Origin of the sequence: Acrocarpospora phusangensis (genome assembly GCF_016862995.1) — a bacterium.
Lineage (GTDB): Bacteria > Actinomycetota > Actinomycetes > Streptosporangiales > Streptosporangiaceae > Acrocarpospora > Acrocarpospora phusangensis.
Map to the genome: position 1 here is coordinate 46,768 of NZ_BOOA01000037.1, position 18,445 is coordinate 65,212.

At 68.8% G+C, this 18,445-nt stretch carries 14 protein-coding genes and 1 tRNA gene; 7 read left to right on the forward strand and 8 right to left on the reverse strand.

Going from position 1 to position 18,445, the window contains the following annotated elements; translation table 11 throughout:
* Positions 1–13: 13 nt before the first annotated feature.
* From Aph01nite_RS22380 to Aph01nite_RS22390, 3 genes are all read right to left on the reverse strand, one after another.
* Positions 14–967, reverse strand: a complete 954-nt coding sequence (locus Aph01nite_RS22380; RefSeq protein ID WP_204042912.1) for a carbohydrate ABC transporter permease — start codon at positions 965–967, stop codon at positions 14–16.
* Positions 968–1,945, reverse strand: coding sequence for a carbohydrate ABC transporter permease (locus Aph01nite_RS22385; protein WP_373872315.1), 978 nt, complete (start codon positions 1,943–1,945; stop codon positions 968–970).
* Positions 1,946–2,028: 83 nt separating this feature from the next.
* On the reverse strand, positions 2,029–3,381 hold the full coding sequence (locus tag Aph01nite_RS22390; RefSeq protein WP_204042914.1) for an ABC transporter substrate-binding protein: 1,353 nt from the start codon (positions 3,379–3,381) through the stop codon (positions 2,029–2,031).
* A gap of 598 nt (positions 3,382–3,979) precedes the next feature.
* On the opposite strand from Aph01nite_RS22390, the gene Aph01nite_RS22395 reads away from it, so the two are divergent.
* Positions 3,980–5,362 carry a GH1 family beta-glucosidase gene (locus Aph01nite_RS22395; RefSeq protein ID WP_204042915.1) on the forward strand — a complete coding sequence of 461 codons (1,383 nt, stop codon included), beginning with the start codon at positions 3,980–3,982 and terminating at the stop codon, positions 5,360–5,362.
* A 43-nt stretch (positions 5,363–5,405) separates the two neighbouring features.
* Complete coding sequence (locus tag Aph01nite_RS22400) at positions 5,406–6,395, forward strand: LacI family DNA-binding transcriptional regulator (protein ID WP_204042916.1); 990 nt, start codon at positions 5,406–5,408, stop codon at positions 6,393–6,395.
* Between the two features lie 137 nt (positions 6,396–6,532).
* Here the strand turns inward: Aph01nite_RS22400 and Aph01nite_RS22405 are convergent, their stop codons facing one another.
* Positions 6,533–6,697 (reverse strand): MbtH family NRPS accessory protein, encoded by a 165-nt coding sequence (locus tag Aph01nite_RS22405; protein ID WP_204042917.1) that lies wholly within the window; start codon positions 6,695–6,697, stop codon positions 6,533–6,535.
* A gap of 102 nt (positions 6,698–6,799) precedes the next feature.
* Here Aph01nite_RS22405 and Aph01nite_RS22410 point away from each other — a divergent pair, with 102 nt between their 5' ends.
* Together Aph01nite_RS22410 and Aph01nite_RS22415 are read left to right on the forward strand one after the other, a co-directional pair.
* Complete coding sequence (locus Aph01nite_RS22410) at positions 6,800–7,945, forward strand: ROK family transcriptional regulator (RefSeq protein ID WP_204042918.1); 1,146 nt, start codon at positions 6,800–6,802, stop codon at positions 7,943–7,945.
* A gap of 188 nt (positions 7,946–8,133) precedes the next feature.
* Positions 8,134–9,456, forward strand: a complete 1,323-nt coding sequence (locus Aph01nite_RS22415) for a glycoside hydrolase family 16 protein (RefSeq protein ID WP_239161884.1) — start codon at positions 8,134–8,136, stop codon at positions 9,454–9,456.
* 244 nt (positions 9,457–9,700) lie between these two features.
* Here Aph01nite_RS22415 and Aph01nite_RS22420 read toward each other — a convergent pair whose 3' ends face one another.
* From Aph01nite_RS22420 to Aph01nite_RS22430, 3 genes are all read right to left on the reverse strand, one after another.
* A complete protein-coding gene (locus tag Aph01nite_RS22420) occupies positions 9,701–10,300 on the reverse strand; it encodes a DinB family protein (protein WP_204042920.1) in 600 nt (199 codons plus the stop codon).
* 21 nt (positions 10,301–10,321) lie between these two features.
* Positions 10,322–10,879, reverse strand: coding sequence for a hypothetical protein (locus tag Aph01nite_RS22425; RefSeq protein WP_204042921.1), 558 nt, complete (start codon positions 10,877–10,879; stop codon positions 10,322–10,324).
* A gap of 263 nt (positions 10,880–11,142) precedes the next feature.
* Positions 11,143–11,532 carry a response regulator transcription factor gene (locus Aph01nite_RS22430; protein ID WP_204042922.1) on the reverse strand — a complete coding sequence of 130 codons (390 nt, stop codon included), beginning with the start codon at positions 11,530–11,532 and terminating at the stop codon, positions 11,143–11,145.
* A gap of 131 nt (positions 11,533–11,663) precedes the next feature.
* Here Aph01nite_RS22430 and Aph01nite_RS22435 point away from each other — a divergent pair.
* Positions 11,664–11,738, forward strand: a tRNA-Arg gene (locus tag Aph01nite_RS22435).
* A gap of 145 nt (positions 11,739–11,883) precedes the next feature.
* Here Aph01nite_RS22435 and Aph01nite_RS22440 read toward each other — a convergent pair.
* Positions 11,884–12,753 (reverse strand): hypothetical protein, encoded by an 870-nt coding sequence (locus tag Aph01nite_RS22440; protein ID WP_204042923.1) that lies wholly within the window; start codon positions 12,751–12,753, stop codon positions 11,884–11,886.
* 803 nt (positions 12,754–13,556) lie between these two features.
* Here Aph01nite_RS22440 and Aph01nite_RS22445 point away from each other — a divergent pair.
* Together Aph01nite_RS22445 and Aph01nite_RS22450 are read left to right on the forward strand one after the other, a co-directional pair.
* Positions 13,557–13,961 carry an effector-associated constant component EACC1 gene (locus tag Aph01nite_RS22445; protein ID WP_204042924.1) on the forward strand — a complete coding sequence of 135 codons (405 nt, stop codon included), beginning with the start codon at positions 13,557–13,559 and terminating at the stop codon, positions 13,959–13,961.
* Complete coding sequence (locus Aph01nite_RS22450) at positions 13,951–18,396, forward strand: caspase, EACC1-associated type (protein ID WP_204042925.1); 4,446 nt, start codon at positions 13,951–13,953, stop codon at positions 18,394–18,396. Before Aph01nite_RS22445 ends, Aph01nite_RS22450 begins: the two co-directional genes overlap by 11 nt.
* Positions 18,397–18,445: the final 49 nt, after the last annotated feature.

The following is an 18,445-nucleotide window of genomic DNA, read 5'->3' on the forward strand; positions in this document are numbered from 1 at the left end:
ATTTTTGCGTCGGTTATCCCTTGATGCCACCGGCCAGCAGGCCGCGGACGAAGTAGCGCTGCATGGACAGGAAGACCACCAGCGGAATCACGATGGACACGAACGCGCCCGCCGTCAGGCGTTGCCATTCGTTGCCCCGGGTGCCGGCCATCTGCGCGAGCCGTACCGTCATGGGAGCCGAGTCCGGAGTGCCGCCCGCGAAGATCAGCGCCACCAGCAGGTCGTTCCAGACCCAGAGGAACTGGAAGATGCCGAAGGAGGCCAGCGCGGGGGCCACCAGCGGCAGCACGATCTTGCGCAGGATCATGCCGTGCGTGGCGCCGTCCACCCGGGCCGCCTCGATGAGCGAGCCCGGCAGCTCGGACATGAAGTTGTGCAGCAGGAAGACGCCGAGCGGCAGGGCGAAGCAGGCGTGCGCGAACCAGACCTGGACGAACCTGGCCGGGCCCTCCAGCTCCCAGGCCGGCAGCACGGTCAGGCCGAAGATCTCCACGCCCTGGGAGAAGAACGACAGCAGCGGCACCAGGGCCATCTGCAGCGGCACCACCTGGAGCGCGAAGATGCCGATGTAGATCCAGTCCCGGCCGCGGAAGTCCAGCCAGCTCAGCGCGTACGCGGCGAAGGTGGCCAGGGCCACCGGGAACAGCACCGACGGGATCGTGATGACCAGCGAGTTGATCAGGAAGCTGGCCATCTGGCCGGACGAGGACGACGTGCCGAACAGCACCGACTGGTAGTTCTCCAGCGTCAGCTGCGGATCGGCGAAGAACGTCCACCAGCCGGTCTGCTTGATCTGGTCCTCGGGCCGGAACGAGGACAGGAACAGGCCGAACGTCGGCGTGGTCCACAGCAGCGCGATCACGATCGCGATCAGGCTGGCCCAGCGGCTGGTCAGCCGCTTGCGGACCCGCGCGGCCGGCGTGTGCGCGTCGACGGCGGCGAGCGGTTTGGCGACGGTGGCGGTCATCTAGGCTCCCCGGTGCTGCCGCAGCGTGCGGACCTGGTAGACGACGATCGGGATGACGAGCACGAAGAGGAACACCGCGAGGGCCGCGCCCTTGCCCGTCTCGCCGTAGCGGAAGGCCTGGTTGTACATCTCGTTCGCGATGACGCTGGTGTCGAACTGCCCGCCCGTCATCGTACGGACGATGTCGAACAGCTTCAGCGTGCCGATGGACTGGGTGACCAGCACCACGATCACGGCCGGCCGGATCGCCGGGATCGTCACCCGGAAGAACATCTGGATGGGGTTGGCCCCGTCCAGGCGGGCGGCCTCCACGATCTCGGACGGGATGCCCTTGATCGCGGCGGACAGCACCACGGTGGCGAATCCGGCCTGGATCCACACCATGACGATGATCAGGAAGAGGGTGTTGACCGGCGGTTCCAGCAGCCACTGCTGCGGGGTGCCGCCGAAGAAGACGACGATCTGGTTGAGCAGGCCGATCTGGTCGGCCTCCTCGGGGCGGTAGGCGTACACGAATCGCCAGATGATGCCCGCGCCGACGAACGAGATCGCCATCGGCAGGAACACCAGCGACTTCGCCAGCGCCTCGAACCGGGTGTTGTCCACCACCACCGCGTAGACCAGGCCGATGGCCGTGACCAGCAGCGGAACCAGCAGCACCCAGATGAGCGTGTTACGCAGGACGGTGAGCGCCTCGGGTTGGGTGAACATCCACGAGTAGTTCTCGAAGCCGACGAAGTTCGCGCTGTCGCCGCTCATGAACGACAGGATCGTGGTACGGATGCCCGGGATGACCAGGCCGATACCCAGCAGGAGCAGCGCGGGGCCGAGCAGGATGAAGGCGTGCAGCCTGGCCCGCTGGCGCATCGGGGCGCGGTCCAGGAGCAGCAGCATGAGGCCGACGAAGGCGAGGAAGACGACGACGCCGATCAGCAGCTGGACGAGCTTGGGTGACTCGGCCGCGAAGTCGAAGTTCAGATCCATGGGGTATGGGTCTCCCTTGAGGCAGGCAACGTCCGGCTCCGTGGCCGGAGCCGGACGCTGACTTCACGGGTGAAGTTCTACGACTTCGGCCAGGAGGCGTCAATGAAGTCCAGGGTGGACTTCGTGTCCTTGCCGTTGATCCAGTCGGTCATGCCCTTCCAGAAGGTGCCCGCGCCGACCGCGGCCGGCATCAGGTCGGAACCGTCGAAGCGGAAGATCGTCGCCGGGTCCTGGAGGATCTCCATGGACAGGCGGTCGATCGGGTTGGCCGCGTTGGCCAGGTCCACGCCCTTGTTGGCGGAGACGTAGGTGGCCAGCTTCATGCGGCGGTTCGGGAAGTCGGTGCCGGCCAGGTACGCCTGCACGGCCTGGACCTCGGGACGGTCGGCGAAGGCCGCGACGAACTCGCCGCCGCCGAGCACCGGCTTCTTGGTGGCGTCGTTGCCGGGCAGGTAGAAGGCGTAGACGTCGTCCTGCTCGCCGACCTTGGTGCCCTCGGGCCAGAAGTTGGCGTAGAAGGAGGCCTGGCGGTGCAGGGCGCACTTGCCCTCGGTGATCGGCACGCCGCCCTCCTGGAAGGCGGTGCTGGAGATCGACTTGACCGGGCCGTAGCCGCCGTTGACGTACTTGTCGTTCTTGAGGATCGCCCCGACCTTGTCGACCGCGGCGACGACCTTCGGGTCGTTGAAGGCGAGCTTGTGGGCGACCCAGTTGTCGTACTCCTCGGCGCCGAGCTCGCGCAGGATGACGTCCTCGATCCAGTCGGTGGCGGGCCAGCCGGTGGCGTCGCCGGACTCGATGCCCGCGCACCACGGCTTGATCCCGGTGGCCGCGATGGTGTCGCTGAGCGTCATCATCTCGTCCCAGGTGGTCGGGACCTTCCAGCCGTTCTCGGCGAACATCTTCGGGGAGTACCAGACGAACGACTTCACGCTGGCGCCGAGGGGAGCGCCGTAGAAGACGTTGTCGACGGTGGAGTACTTGGCCCAGTCCGGCGACCAGTTGGCGGCGGTCAGTTCCTTGACCTTGTCCGAGGCGGGCTTGAGCTTGCCGGCCTTGGCGAACCGCTCCAGCAGGCCGGGCTGCGGGAAGAAGGCGATGTCGGGCGGGTTTCCGGCGTCGGAGCGGACCTGGATCTGGGCTTCGAACTCGCCGGTGCCCTCATAAGTGATCTTCATGCCGGTGCACTTGGCGAACGGGCCCCAGGCTTCCTGGAACAGGTCCGCTTCGGTGTCTCGGATGGGGGAGTAGATGCTCACGGTCTTGCCGGCGAACGAGCCGTACTCGGCGAACGGCGCGCACTCCGCGGAGACGCTCGCGTTGCCGCCTGCGGCGGGCGCCGAGGTCTCCGTAGACCCGCATCCGGCGGCGATCAGCGCCAGGCCGGCTACGACGGCCGTGATACGGGCGGGTCGAGAGGGGAGCGACATGGACCCTTCCTCCAAAGCTATTACCGGGACGTCGCTCGTGAGAGAGCGATTCCGGAAGCCTTATCTCTTGTCGAGTGGATGTCAATCGATGTGAGCTGACGGTTACCGCATTGTGAATTGCAGTGTTATGTCTCTGGGAGAGCGCTCTCACGAGTCTTCGGGGAAGCGCCGGGTGGCTTGCCGCCGCCGCCCGGCGCCCCGGTTTGTCCCCTCGGTCGGCCTTGGTCGGCTCGGGGTCGGCTCGCCGCGTAGGTGGACACGTCGTACGTGATCTAGGTCTTCGCGCCGTCCTTGTCGAGCACCGCCTGGGGTCGGCACGCCGCCCGGGCCCGAATGATCCGGCGCGCGCGGCGTTTTCGGCCCGGCGGCCGTTCTGAAACGCACGGTCACCTCCTTGGGCACCGGCATCGCCCCGAGGGATTCAGAGAGCGCTCTCAGCGCCAGGACGGTAACCCCGCAGTTAACGTCACGTCAATGCGTCATCACGGGCATCCAGGAAAACGTGTGCGTTTCAGCGTGCCTTGACAGCTGGTCCGTCCAGCCGGGATGCTGCCTGAGAGCGCTCTCACGGGGAGGCGCGGGGAAGGGGCGAGGCGACATGACCGTGTCCGCGGAGTTGGCCCGGGGGGCGGAGTCCGGCGTGCTGGAGTTCCCGGCGGGGTTCGTGTGGGGGACGGCCACGGCGGCGTACCAGATCGAGGGCGCCGCGCGGGAGGGCGGCCGGGGGCCGTCCATCTGGGACACCTTCTCGCGTACCCCCGGCAAGGTGCATCTCGGGCATACCGGCGAGGTCGCCTGCGATCACTACCACCGCTACGCCAGCGACGTCGCGATCATGGCCGGGCTCGGCATGGGCGCCTACCGGTTCTCGGTGTCCTGGCCGCGCATCCAGCCCGACGGCTCCGGGCCGGCCAACTCGCGCGGGCTCGACTTCTACGACCGGCTCGTGGACGAACTGCACGGGCACGGCATCACGCCGATCATCACGCTGTACCACTGGGACCTGCCGCAGACCCTGGAGGACCACGGCGGCTGGACGAACCGTGACACCGCCGAGCGTTTCGCCGAGTACGCGACGATGGTGCACCGGCGGCTCGGCGACCGCATCGACCTGTGGACCACCCTCAACGAGCCGTGGTGCTCGGCGTTCCTGGGGTACGCGGCGGGGTTGCACGCGCCGGGCCGTACCGATCCGGGGGCGGCCTTCGCGGCGGCACACCACCTGCTGCTCGGCCACGGCCTGGCCAACCGGGAACTGCGCAGGGCCGGCGCCCGCGAGGTCTGCATCACCCTCAACCTCGCGCCCGTACGCGGCTCCGACCTGACCGCCGTGGCCGTGCCCGACGGCATCCTCAACCGGATCTTCCTGGACCCGGTGCTCCGCGGCGAATACCCCACCGACGTCGTACGGCGGGCCGAACGCTTCACCGACTGGTCCTTCGTCAAGGACGGCGACCTGGCCCTGATCGGCGCCCCCATCGACATGCTCGGCGTGAACTACTACCACCCGTTCCAGGTCGAACCCCGGCCCGGCCAGCCCGCCAACCCGGTCTTCCCCGGCAGCGAAGGCGTCGGCTTCATCGACAAGCCCGGCCCGACCACGGCCATGGGCTGGCCGATCGAGGCCGACGGACTCACCGAGCTGCTCGTCAGCCTCAAGCGCGACTACCCGGCCGTCCCGCTGCTGATCACCGAGAACGGCGCGGCCTTCGACGACGTGCTCGCCGGCGGCAGGGTCAGCGACGACCGGCGCATCGCGTTCCTGGACGCGCACTTCCGCGCCGCCCACGCCGCGATCGAGGCCGGCGTGGACCTGCGGGGCTACCTGGTGTGGTCGTTCATGGACAACTTCGAGTGGGCGTACGGCTACGAGAAGCGGTTCGGCCTGGTCTACGTGGACTACGCGTCGCAGGAGCGGGTGCCGAAGGACAGCGCCCGGTGGTACAGCGAGGTCATCCGGCGCAACGGACTGCCGGCGTGACCTGTCCGTACGCGACCTCGTACGCGGCGGACGGGGGAGACGCGTGACCGTACGCCCGACGCTGGAGAAGGTGGCCGCCCGGGCCGGGGTGTCCCGGGCGACCGTTTCCCGGGTGGTGAACGGGTCGGCGAGCGTGGGGGAGGAGATCCGGGTCGCCGTCCTGCGGGCAGTGGACGAACTCGGATATGTCCCCAATTTCGCGGCGCGGAGTCTGGTCACGCAGCGGGCCGACTCCATCGCGCTCGTCTTCTCCGAGCCGCCCGTACGGGTGTTCTCGGAGGACCCCACGTTCGCCGGGATCATCCGCGGGGTCAGCCAGGAGGTCGAGGCCGCCGACAAACAGCTCGTGCTGATGATGGCCGGGTCGGCGCGCGGCCACGAACGCGTCGAGCGGTACACGACCGCCGGGCACGTGGACGGCGTGATCATCGCGTCCATGCACGGCGCGGACCCGCTGCCCATGTCATTGGCCCGGCGCGGCATCCCGGTCGTGTGCAGCGGCCGGCCGATCACGGGCAACGGCCTGCCGTACGTGGACATGGACAACGTCTCCGGGGCGGTGCAGGCGGTCGGCCACCTGCTCGAACGGGGACGCCGCCGCATCGCCACCATCGCCGGGCCGCCCGACATGATCGCGGGCATCGACCGGCTGAACGGTTACCGGCAGGTCCTGCGCGACTCCGGCCGCCGGTCGATCATCGCCCTCGGCGACTTCACCCGCGACTCGGGCGCCCTCGCGATGCGCCAGCTCCTGGAGGACGATCCGGCGCTGGACGCGGTCTTCGTGGCCTCGGACATGATGGCCTTCGGCGCGTTGCAGACGCTCCGCCTCGCCGGCCGGCGGGTGCCCGACGACGTCGCGGTGGTGGGGTTCGACGACATCCTGTCGGCCGAGTACACGGAGCCGCCGCTGACCACGGTGCGCCAGCCGACGCTGCGGATGGGACGCGAGCTGGCCCGCCTGCTGCTGACGCGGAACCCGGAGAGCCCGGTCGTCCTGCCCACGGAACTGGTGATCCGCGAGTCCACGTAGCCCACTTCTGGCAGTTTGCCGCCCCGGCGACTCGATGCGCTTCGATGCGGCTCGGGAAAAGATGGACGGAAGGTTAACGAAGGCCCTCTACTGAAGGGGTGGGGTTCGACCGGGGATTGAGCGGTTCGGGGGAGGGGTCACACGATGGTGCCGTGCACACCCCAGACTTCGGCGATGTGGTTGAGGTGTTCCTGATGGACGCCGTCGACGCCGGTGGCACGCCATCCCTCGGGAGGCTCGGAGTCCGCCGGCCACAGGGCGTACTGCCCCTCGCCGCTGATGATGACCTTGAAGGTGGGCACAGTCGCCCCCTCTCTCCTGAGAGCGCTCTCTGTTGAGAGTGCTCGTATTTTCCGGACCCGTCAAGGGGTGTAGGTTCGGAACCTGAACATGGGAGATCGTTTATGGCGAACTCGCTGTCCTCGCTGCGCGAGTCCAACCGGCGCATGGTCACCGAAGCGGTACGGCGAGCGGGCACCCTCACCCAGGCCCAGCTCGCCCGGACCACGGGCCTGTCCCCCGCCACGGTCTCCACCATCGTCAGGGAACTGCGCGACCTGGGCGTTCTCGCCATCACCTCCGGCGGGGGCCGCCGCAACGCGGTCACCCTGGCCCCCGAGAGCGGCCTGCTGGTCGGCATCGACTTCGGCCACTCCCACCTGCGGGTGGCGATCGGCGAGGTGACCCGCCAGATCCTGGCCGAACGCGCCATCCCGATCGACGTCGACGCCAGCGCCGCCGAGGGCCTGCTCGCCGCGGAACTGCTGGTGGACGAGCTGCTGCGGAGCCTGGGCGCGCAGCGGACGGAGATCCTGGGGGTGGGTCTCGGTGTTCCGGGCCCGATCGATCCGCTGACCGGCATCCTCGGGTCCAGCACGATCCTGCCGGGGTGGGTGGGGATCAATCCGGCGCTGGCCATGGGGGAACGGCTGGGCCTGGCCGTACACGTGGACAATGACGCGAACCTGGGGGCGCTGGCCGAGGCGACGTGGGGGGCCGCGCGGGGGCGGCGCGACGTCGCGTACCTGAAGATCGCCTCGGGGGTGGGGGCGAGCATCATCATCGACGGGCGGGTGTACCGGGGCGCGAGCGGCGCGGCGGGAGAACTCGGGCACATCACGATCGACGAGAACGGGCGGCTCTGCCGGTGCGGGAACCGCGGGTGCCTGGAGACGCTCGCGGGCGGGCTCTATCTGACTGAGCTGGTCAGAGCCACGCACGGGCCCGGTGTCACGGTCACCCGGCTGGTCGAGCTGGCCCTCGCGGGCGATGTCGGCTGCCGGCGGGTGATCGGTGACGCGGGACGCCATCTCGGCGTCGCGATAGCCAGTCTGTGCAACATCCTCAACCCCGGCCTGGTCGTGGTCGGCGGCGCCCTGGCGGAGGCGGGCCCGCTGCTGATCGATCCGATCCTGGAGGTCGTGCGCCGGCTCGCGATCCCCAGCGCCGCGGCCGTGCTCTCGGTCGTGCCCGGCGCTCTGGGCGAACGCGCCGGCGTGCTCGGCGCGCTCGCGAGTGTTCAGATCTCGAACATGGAGAGCGCTCTCTAATCTCTCACTTCTGGGCCTTGACCCCTGTTGGACTAAGGCGCAAAGTAACCCCAACCGCCCTTCAGCGCTGCGGTGGCTGCGGTATCCCCTCACGCGAGAGGTTCCTCATGCAATCCGTACGAGTTAGAAAACGCTCTCTCCTCGGGTGGCTGACCGCTCTTCTCATCCCCGTCAGCCTGCTCCACGCCATGACCGCCAACGCCGCCGTGCCGTCGACCCCCTCGGGCTGGAGCCTGGTCTGGGCCGACGACTTCAACGGCAGCGCCGGTTCCCTGCCGTCCTCGGCCAACTGGCAGATCGACACCGGCCACGGTTATCCGGGCGGACCCGGCAACTGGGGCACCGGAGAGATCCAGAACTACACGGCCAACCCGGCCAACCTGAGCCTGGACGGCTCCGGCAACCTCCGGATCACGCCCATCGGCAGCGGCCAGAACTGGACGTCCGCCCGCATCGAGACCCGCAGATCCGACTTCAAGCCCGCATCCGGGCGGATCCTGCGGATCGAGGGACGCATTCAGATGCCGAACGTCACCGGCAACGCGGCGCTCGGCTACTGGCCGGCGTTCTGGGCGCTCGGCGCGCCGTACCGGGGGAACTACTGGAACTGGCCGGCCATCGGCGAGTTCGACATCATGGAGAACGTCAACGGGATCAACTCGGTCTGGGCCGTGCTGCACTGCGGCGTCAGCCCAGGCGGGCCGTGCAACGAGACCAACGGCCTCGGTAACAGCCGCGCCTGTCCCGGCTCTTCCTGCCAGTCGGCGTTCCACACGTACCGCTTCGAGTGGGACCGTTCGGTCAACCCCAACCAGTTGCGCTGGTACGTGGACGGCCAGCAGTACCACAGCGTCAGCCAGTCCCAGTTCGACGCCACGACCTGGAATAACATGACCAGCCACGCCGGATATTTCATCCTTTTGAACGTGGCGATGGGCGGGGGGTTCCCGAACGGCGTCGCCGGCTTCGGCACGCCGACCTCCGCCACCGTCTCCGGACGGCCGATGGTCGTGGACTACGTGGCCGTCTGGCAGAGCGGTACACCCACCAGCCCGCCGCCCAACTCGCCGTCCCCGTCGCCGCCGCCCAGTGGCGGAGTGGACGCGCGGTCCACCATTCAGGCGGAGGCGTACCAGGCCCAGCAGGGCACCATCCGCGAGACCACCACCGACTCCGGCGGCGGCCAGAACGTCGGCGCGATCGCCAACGGCGACTGGCTCCGCTTCGACGGCGTCAACTTCGGCTCCACCGCCGCCACCCAGTTCCGCGCCCGCGTGGCCTCCGGCGCCGCCGGCGGCGTCAGCGGCCTCGTCCAGGTCCGCCTCGACAGCCTCACCGGCCCGGTCATCGGCGACTTCGCCCTCGCCAACACCGGCGGCTGGCAATCCTGGCGCACCATCCCCGCCAACGTCACCCCCGTGACCGGCACCCACACCGTCTACCTGACCTTCACCAGCGGCCAGCCGGCCGACTTCGTCAACGTCAACTGGTTCACGTTCTCCACGACGTGAGCCTCCGGCCCGCAGGCACGGGCACGGCTTCACGAAGCCGACAACCGGCCTGCGGGCCACCCGCTAGGGGGCCGTTCTGGGTGGGCTGAGCTTGCCAATCTTGGTAGCCGGCCTGTTCCAGTAGATCTTGGCGCCGGTACGGTGAGTGGCGTCACCTGCGTTAACGGCGCCGGATAGTGGCGCGAGGCGAGGATTCAATCCGGCGCCGGCCTGTGGGCCATCCATGCACCGAACGTTGTTTCGTTCATGTCGGCATCGTGGACGGTCGGAACGCGCCTGTGCGGCTCTCGGCTCGGGTCAGGTCGCGCAGGAGGGCGATCTCCGCCGTGTGGTGGATGAACTCGCGGTTCTGCCACCAGACGATGCTGATGAACGGGACGCTCGGGTCGAGGCCCGCCGGGAACTGGCTCAGGCCGACGGTGTCGAGCTGGGCTTCGGTGAGTTTGGCGATGTCGGCGGACCAGCGGCCGACGATCTCCCACAGCTGGTCCTGCGCGTCGTCGGCCGTGTGCGGGATGTCGAGGTCGTCGAAGAGGCGTTCGCGGCCGCCGAACGTCCACTCCCAGCGCAGCGTGAAACCCATGATCAGATGTGCCATTCGCCAGGCGATCGTGGTGACGGGCGGCGGCACCGGTTCCTGCAGCGCGAAGTCGGACACCCATTCGCCCTTGCCGAAGACGTTGTCCGCGCTCGTGTCCGTACGCCGCCTGACCGACCAGGCGCCCTCGGCGGGCTCCCAGAAGTATTCGCCGTCGGTCAGGCCGGCCATGCGCTCACGCGCGTACTCAACAGAGGATTCCAGCTGGTCAAGCAGCAGACCGATCCGATCGGTACGAAATTCCATGCCCGGCCACTACCCCGAAAATCAGGGCGCCCACGCGTACGACCCGAGGAACGAACGATCCCCCGTCGCGTACGACAGGAAGCAGACCCGGACATCCGTCAGGTCATCAAGCCGGGTGGCCTGGATGACCCCGCCTTCCTTGAACTCCAGCTCGTAACCCCCCGATGAATCCGGCGAGACCTGCATGAAGTGCCGCCCGTACACGACAAGCGCCACGAACGGGTTCTGCCCGGACATCGTCCCCAGCACGTCATGCACCAGTCCGAGATCGGGGTCGGTCGCCACCATGCCATCCCCGGTGTGTAGCTGAATCCCCGCGTACGCGCCCAGCGGCTCCCGGTTGTGCACAAGATCCCGCTGCGGGTCATAACAGACGAGACCCTCATCCCGCGCGAACGCGAACACCGCGTTCGACACCTCATCCACGCGATCCGCCTCGATCCGGATCAGACCCCCGCTGACGTCCTCCTCCGGAAACCGCTCCTTAAACAGCGGCGCATCGGCGTGCGGGTACCGCTCCCGCGCCACCGCCCGCCCGATCGGCTCACTCTCCCGCCACACCGCCAGCACAAAAGTCATGCCTCCGACGATAGACACGCCAGCACCCAAGCGACCCACAGATCCCAACGGACGCGCCTCGCCACCCAGCCCTGGAGAGCCACAACAGAAGGGGCGAACTGCTCTTGGCGCGGGTGCAGCGAGCAACATCACGCACGCTGGCGACGCCGGACAACGGCGAGAACCCGGTACCTGCCCCTACGGCAGACGTCCCTCAGCGCCCAGATCGCGGACGACGCCCCGACGGCAGATGTCCCCTGTGACCAGATCGCGGACGACTGCCCCTACGGCAGACGGGATTCCGTGGCCAGATCGCGTACGACCTGGATCAGCTCGGCCGGATCGAACGGCTTCGTGAGGTACGCGTCCACCCCGATGCCCAGCCCTCGCCGCTTGTCGTCCTCCTGCGCCCGAGCAGTGATCAGCACGACCTTGATATGCGTGGTCAGCACATCCGCCCGCAACTTGGTCGCCGTCTCCCACCCGTCCATCCGCGGCATCATCACATCCAGCGTGATGACGTCCGGATCCACCTCCCGTACCCGATCGAGACAGTCCTGCCCGTCGGACGCGGTGTACACATCGAAGCCCTCCAAGGTCAGATTGACCGCGATGAGCTGTCGAATGACCTCGTCGTCATCCACCACGAGTACTCGCCCCAGAACCTCACCCACGGCCGCGAGGCTAACCCCTCCCGGGGGTACCACGCGCGCTTTTCGCCGGATGTGTACGCCCCTACCGCAACACCCTCAACAATCATGGTGACGAGCGCCCCCCGAGTACTGGTAACCTAACTACTGGTTGAGCCCCCTTAGCTCAGGGGATAGAGCACCGGCCTCCGGAGCCGGGAGCGCAAGTTCGAATCTTGCAGGGGGCACCACCGATCCACCTGGGGAAATACGTCAACGACCTGCGGAAACGCGGGTCGTTTCGCGTTGCGGGGTGGGCCACTCGACGCCGACCTGGTCACGGGCGGCCCGGCGGATACCGCCGGGCCGCCCGAGATCCGCTCTCCTCGAATCTGCTTACCGTGAGGCGCAGCGCACGTACATGTCGAAGCGCCAGTTGGTGCTGATCGGATCGAGTCCGCTCGCGGCGATGACCATCTGCGACGTGCTGGCGCTGGTGAAGATGTCGTCGACAGACGCGTCACCGGTGGAGCCGGTGAAGTTCCACCAGGCAGAGATCGGAACCCGGTCACCGGTGCACGTGATCTCAGCGGACTTGTCCTCCGTGTTGTTCTCGCTAGCGCCCCGCTCAGTCGTCAGGCCGCTGACCGGTGGTCCGCAGATCGCGTATGCCGTCAGGCTCCAGTCGCCGCTGAAGGCGTCCGTCTGGTAGGCGGCAACGAAGATTCCGGGCCCAGCTCCGATGCTGGGAAGGAGTTCATCCACCGCCGCTCCGCCACGCGCGCCTACCATCGTGTACCCGGCGCCGAGCACGACGTCGGCGATGGCGCATTGGGCGGTGGCACTGTGGAAGTCACCCGGACCGTTGTGCTCGCTGGGATTGGAGAGCACATAGACGTCGCGGGACAGCGGCTCCACGCACGTCGCCGTGCCGATCAGACTCCAGGGCGACGACGTCGGGTCCGACTCGTAGGCGGTGAGAACGGCCGAGGTCGGCTGGGTCGTCGCGCTTCCGTTCGGCGTCATATCGTCCACTACGACCGAACGCGTCCAGCCCTCAATCAAGTACGAGATGCCGATCAGGACCTCCCCGTCATCACATCGCACGACGACCTCTTTAAAGTCCTCCGAACCCCTGAGCTCGCTCTGCGCGTCAACAAAGTGGAATCCTGGTAAAGCCGCCGATGCAGGTGTGGCAGCCAGAGCCACGAGGCCCGTGGCTGCCAGCACCAGCACAGCCAGCCGTGCAATGAACCGGCTGAACACTGTTCTTCTCATCCGATGCCCTTCGACGGTGCGATGATGGTCCGCCTCCGACGGCGTCCGGCAACAGCATCGCCACCCCGTGCACGGCAATCGCATTACTTCTGCACCACAGAAACGGGCGGGGCTCCAGTCTTACGGAGTCCCGCCCGTTCTCGTTGGCGCTCGGTGGGTGTGAGCCTGCTTCGATCGGTTCCGCTCGCCCGGCCAAGCAACTTGCGTAGCGCTTGCGGATATCAGTCGCGCCTTTCGTAGGAGGCGCGGTCGAGGGTGCTCTGTCCTCCGAGCGCGTTGTTCTTGGGGCAGATCGCCAGAGAAATCGCGCTGCTCGGCCGGTATACCCACGGGCCGTACGTCACGGTGTAGGTGCTGTCGGGATATTCGCAGTAAGCGACTGCTCGATAGGAGCCCGTTCCCGAGAGGCAGGCGGCGATGGAGGCGGTCGATGAGACGGCCGCCGCAGAGCAGTCGGTTGGATAGGCCTGGGCAGGCGTGGCCGCGAACGCGATTGCGGAGATCCCCGCTGCGCAGGCCAGTGAGAGACGCGCTATTCGTGGACGCATTACTTTCCTTTCCCTTCGTGTGCTGCCTCACTTCGTCAATCTCAAGCGTCGTCGCCGGCCGTATATTGGTTGTACATTTCCACCGGACGTGGCTGCCGATAATTCGTCTCTGCAGGTCGCGGGCGCATCCTCCGGCCGGTGAGCCGTGGACAGGTCGGCTTCGCGTTGGTCTTCTGGCGCCTGGGCTGAATTGAGTAGGGACGTACTCAAGTGCCGGGCCGTGGATCCTCCCATGCTCCTGATGTGACTGTTCTGCTGATCATTACGGCCCAGGACTCGGCTGACGGAGTCCGCGATCTGTACGCGTGGCTCCGGGAGGAACCGGAACTGCGCGGCCTCGTCCGCGTGGTCGACGCGGAGATCCAGCCCGGCGCGCTGGGCGCCGGGACCGACGGGCTTCAGGTGCTCCTCGGTGCGGGAGGCGCAGTGGCCACGCTGGCGACCGTGGTGGTCGCCTGGCTGCGGACTCGGCGCGGGGAAGTGAGCGTGAGCCTGACCAGGGGTACCGAGGAGACCCGGGTCGAGGTGACCGCCAAGGGTGTGAAATCGCTGGACGTCGCGGCCGCGCGGGCGCTGACCAGCCACATCGCCGAGGTCCTCCGCGAGACCGCCCCTCAAAGTGGCGGAGGCGATAGCGGTGAGGGCTGAGCCTGGGCGGTCGATGCTCGCGGTGCCCGGGGCGCGGGTGCTGATCGTCGGATCGGGGACCTATGCCGCCGGGTCGACGCTGACCGCCGTTCCCGCCATTCCGGACACGGTCGCCGACCTCGGGCGCTGCCTGGTGGAGCGGTGCGGGCTGGATCCGTCGCACCTGACGACCCTGGTCGACCCCCAGGATCCCCGTGAGTTCGCCCACGCCCTGGCCCGTACGGCCGGCGAGGCGAGCGACGTCCTGGTCGTCTACTACGTCGGCCACGGCCTGGTCAGCCCCCGCAACGAACTGCATCTCGCCACCTACTCGACGATCGACCTGACCGAGGGCGTCCCCGCCTACGAGGCGTTGCCGTACGCGGTGATGCGGGAGGTGCTGACCGACTGCCGGGCGCCGCTGGTGCTGGTCGTGCTGGACTGCTGCTTCTCCGGCCGGGCTCAGGGGGTCAGCCGGGGCGACGTGGACGAGGTGTTCAAGACGACGCAGCGGTCAGGGGCGTACGTGCTGACCTCGACGAGCGGCGACGAGGTGGCCTGGGCTCCGCCGGGGGAGCGGCACACCGCGTTCAGCGGGGCGCTCATCAAACTGCTCACGGCGGGGGACGCCACCGCTCCCCGGTCGCTGACCATTGACGACGCCTACCGGTCGCTGGCGCGGACCCTGATGGCCGCCGGTCTGCCGGAGCCGCGACGTCAGGCCGCCGACTACGGCGATCTGAAGGTGCTCGCGCCCAACGCCGCCTATCTCGGCGGGTCCGGTTCGACGGGGGAGCGGGCGGGGGAGTTCAGTCCGTACCGTGGGCTGGCCGCGTTCGGGGCGGCCGACGCGGACTTCTTCTTCGGGCGGTCGGAGCTGACGCTCTCGCTCATCGACCGGGTCGCCGGGCAGTTCTCGCAGGTCGGCCCGCTCGTGGTGACCGGCCCGTCCGGCGCGGGCAAGTCGTCGCTGCTGTACGCCGGGCTGGTGCCCGCGCTGGAGGGCTCCTCGCGGGTGGACGGCAGGGCCACCGACTTCATGGTCCTCACGCCTGGGAGCGATCCGATGAGAACGCTGGCCGAGCGGTTCGCCCCGGCCGACGGCTCCCATCCGATGGACCTGCGGGAGCGGCTGCTGGCCGACCCCGGCCACTTCAGGAACGTGCTCAGGATCGCGTCGGCCGACTCCACCGGACGCGCGATCCTCATCGTCGACCAGTTCGAGGAGGTCTTCACGCTCTGTCCCGACGAGCAGGGCCGCCGGGCTTTCGTCCAGGCGCTGCACGCGGTCTGCGCCGACCCGGTGGAGGACGCGCCCGCCGTCGTCGTGATCGGCGTGCGGTCGGACTTCTTCGGGCACTGCGCCGCCTATCCCGAGCTGGTCGCCGCCCTCGGCCGGCCCGTGGTCGTCAGCCCGATGACGGCCGCCCAGCTGCGGGAGGTCATCGAGGGACCGGCCAGGCTGAGCGACCTCACGCTCCAGGACGGGCTCGTCGACCTCCTGCTCGAAGACCTCAGCACGAGCGCCGAACTCAGCTCGGTCGGCACCGGACGGGTCCTGCCGCTGCTGTCCCACGCGCTGCTCGCCACCTGGCACCACCGCGAGGACAGGACGCTGACGCTGGCCGGCTACCGGGCCACCGGCGGGATCAAGCGCGCGCTGGCCCAGACCGCCGACGAGACCCTCAAGCGCCTCGACCTGGGCGACCACGAGACCGCGCGGCGCCTTCTGGTCCGGCTGGTGCGGTTCGGCGAAGGCACCGAGGACACCCGCCGGAAGGTGCCGGTGGCGGAGCTGCTCCCCTCGGCCGCCTCGGCCCAGCACGACGACGCCCAGCATGTTCTGGACCGGTTCGTACACGCTCGCCTGCTGACCGTCGACGACGACGGCGTGGAGATCACCCACGAGGCGCTGATCCGCGCCTGGCCCCGGTTCAGGGCCTGGATCGAGGCGGACCGCACGGCTCTCGTGGTCCGTCAGCAGCTGGGCGAGGACGCCGTCAAGTGGCAGCGCAACAAGCGCGACCCGGCCTACCTGTACAGCGACAGCCGGGTGGCCGACGCCCGTGCCGCCGTGGCGGACCCGGCCGCGGAGCTGTCCGGCCTGGAGGCGGAGTTCCTGGCCGAGAGCACGCGGCGGGTGCGGCGCCGTACCAGGGTCACGTATCAGGTCATCGCGGCTCTCGCGGCCCTGCTCGTGCTGGCGTCGTCGGCACTCGTGTACGGGACGATGAAGAACGTCGAAGCCGTCGAACAGCGGGACGACGGCATCTCCCGCCGGGTCGCGGAGACGGCCCGCCGGATCAAGGACCCGCTGCTGGCCGCCCAGCTCGCCGTGGCCGCCCACAAGATCGCCCCGACCCCGGAGGCGCGCAGCGCGCTGCTGCGAACCCTCACCCACCCCATCGGCACCGCCGTCTCCGGCCACACCCACGCGGTGGACACCATCGCTTTCGGCCCCGACCGGGGGACGATGGCCACACTCTCCACCGGCGACGGCACGGTCCGGCTGTGGGACACCGGCGGGGCGGCCGGACCGGTGACGGTGAAGGTCCTGGGCAGCACGGCGGAGCCGATCGCCGGGATGGCGCTGAGCATCGACCGGCCGGTGATGGCCACCTGGACCGAGAACGCCGTCGAACTGTGGGACGTGAGCGACCCGGCCAGGCCGGCCCTGGCCCGGGAGGTACGCGTGGCGCAGAAGATCCACCTCGCCGCGCTGAGCGCCGACGGCCGCCGGCTGGCGATCGCGATGCCGCCGGGAGACTTCGACCAGGCGATCCAGGTCTTCGACATCGAGACTCCCGCGAAACCGGTCGCCGGGGCGACCATGACCCTCACCTACCGGGTGTCCACCGGCAACGGCACCACCAAGGAGAGCGCCAAGGACCACATCCTGTTCAGCCCGGACGGCAGGACGCTGATCAGCCAGGCCGCCACGGAGCTTCAACTCTGGAACATCGCCGACATCGACGCGCCGGTGCCGCTTCCCCCGGTACGCGGCGGGGCGGTGGCCCTCACCGTCTCCCCCGACAGTTCGGCCCTCGCGATCAGCCGGAGTTCGGGCGCGGTGGAGTTCTGGGATGTCGACGGCGGGCACCCGATCCCCCGGGCCAAGGTCCAGGTCGGTACGGTGGCGGTGAACCATCTGGCGTTCGACGACACGGGCACCCGGCTCGCCACCGCGTTCGAGGACGGCGAGGTCCGGCTGTGGACCCGGATCGGCACCAGGTTCCCGGTCAGCGACTACCGCTTCAGGACCGGCGGGGACGCGCTCACCGCGCTCAACTTCGCCGCGGACGGCGACAGCCTGGTCACCGGCTCGCTGCTCGGCACTCTGCGGCAGTGGAATCTGGCCGATGTGGCCAGGCCCGCCGCCTACACCGTCAAGGGGGTCAAGCCCACGGGGGACGCCGCGACGAACACGATCGGGATCGCGTTCAGCCCCAATCAGCCCGTGCTGGCCACGACGTCCGACACCGTACGCCTCTGGGAGGTGCGCGGCCCCGAACTGTTCCCTTCCGGCCCGCTGCCGCAGGCGCCCTCCGACCCCAACCTCGTGCTGGTGTTCAGCAAGGACGGGAAGACGCTGGCCGCCATCTCCGAGACCGAGGTCAAGGTGTGGCTCTGGGACGTGACGGATCCGCGGCATCCCGGCCGGCCGAGGATCTTCGGTCTCGGGTTGACCAAGGAGGGGGAGGCCCCCATGATCCTGCTCAGCCCGGACGGCCGAACCCTGGTCAGCTGGGGCAGCAGCGACGGCGGATCCCAGCTCTGGGATGTGACCGGCCCCTCGGGGCGTGCGGTCAAGCGGGGCCGTCCACTGGCGTACGAGGCAGGGACCGGTGGGCTGCACACCTTCAGCGCGGACGGCAGCGTGCTGGCCACCGGCGGCGGCGCCTCCGACATTCTGCTGTGGGATGTCGCCAAGGGGGGCGAGCCGGGCGTCATCCGGGTCAGGGTGGACAGCAAGGACGCGATCTTCAGCCCGGACGGCCGGATCCTCGCGGTGGCGCTGGGCAATCAGACGCTGCAGTTCTGGCAGATCACCGACCGGCTGCGGCCCGCGCTGATGGCGACCATCGACGTCGAGGTGGCCGACCCCGCCACCACCCCCTACATCTGGAGCAGATGGGCGTTCAGCCCGGACGGCAGGACGCTGGCCGTCACCGCGTCGGACGGCACGATCCGGCTGCTGGAGATCTCCGACACCGCGATCCCCATCGACGCCGGCGCGCTGGTCGGCCACACGGGCGATCTCTTCGGGGTCGCGTTCAGTCAGGACGGGCGCACCCTGGTCTCCTCGGCGCTGGACGGGACGGTCCGGCTCTGGGATCTGGACATCACGCGGGCGGCGGAGCGGATCTGCGAGAACGTGGGGAACCAGATCACCAAGGGAGAATGGGAGCTGTTCGTGCCGTTGATCCCGTACGAACGGCCGTGCGCCGCCGCCTGACCGTTCAGTCTCCAGGGCGCATGAGGCCGCTCTCGTAGGTGGTCAGGTT

What these genes read in the sequence shown, in the direction of transcription:
- Aph01nite_RS22380 (WP_204042912.1), bottom strand. Translation starts at nt 967, where the DNA reads ATGACCGCCACCGTCGCCAAACCGCTCGCCGCCGTCGACGCGCACACG.
- Aph01nite_RS22390 (WP_204042914.1), bottom strand. Translation starts at nt 3,381, where the DNA reads ATGTCGCTCCCCTCTCGACCCGCCCGTATCACGGCCGTCGTAGCCGGC.
- Aph01nite_RS22395 (WP_204042915.1), top strand. Translation starts at nt 3,980, where the DNA reads ATGACCGTGTCCGCGGAGTTGGCCCGGGGGGCGGAGTCCGGCGTGCTG.
- Aph01nite_RS22410 (WP_204042918.1), top strand. Translation starts at nt 6,800, where the DNA reads ATGGCGAACTCGCTGTCCTCGCTGCGCGAGTCCAACCGGCGCATGGTC.
- Aph01nite_RS22415 (WP_239161884.1), top strand. Translation starts at nt 8,134, where the DNA reads ATGACCGCCAACGCCGCCGTGCCGTCGACCCCCTCGGGCTGGAGCCTG.
- Aph01nite_RS22420 (WP_204042920.1), bottom strand. Translation starts at nt 10,300, where the DNA reads ATGGAATTTCGTACCGATCGGATCGGTCTGCTGCTTGACCAGCTGGAA.
- Aph01nite_RS22425 (WP_204042921.1), bottom strand. Translation starts at nt 10,879, where the DNA reads ATGACTTTTGTGCTGGCGGTGTGGCGGGAGAGTGAGCCGATCGGGCGG.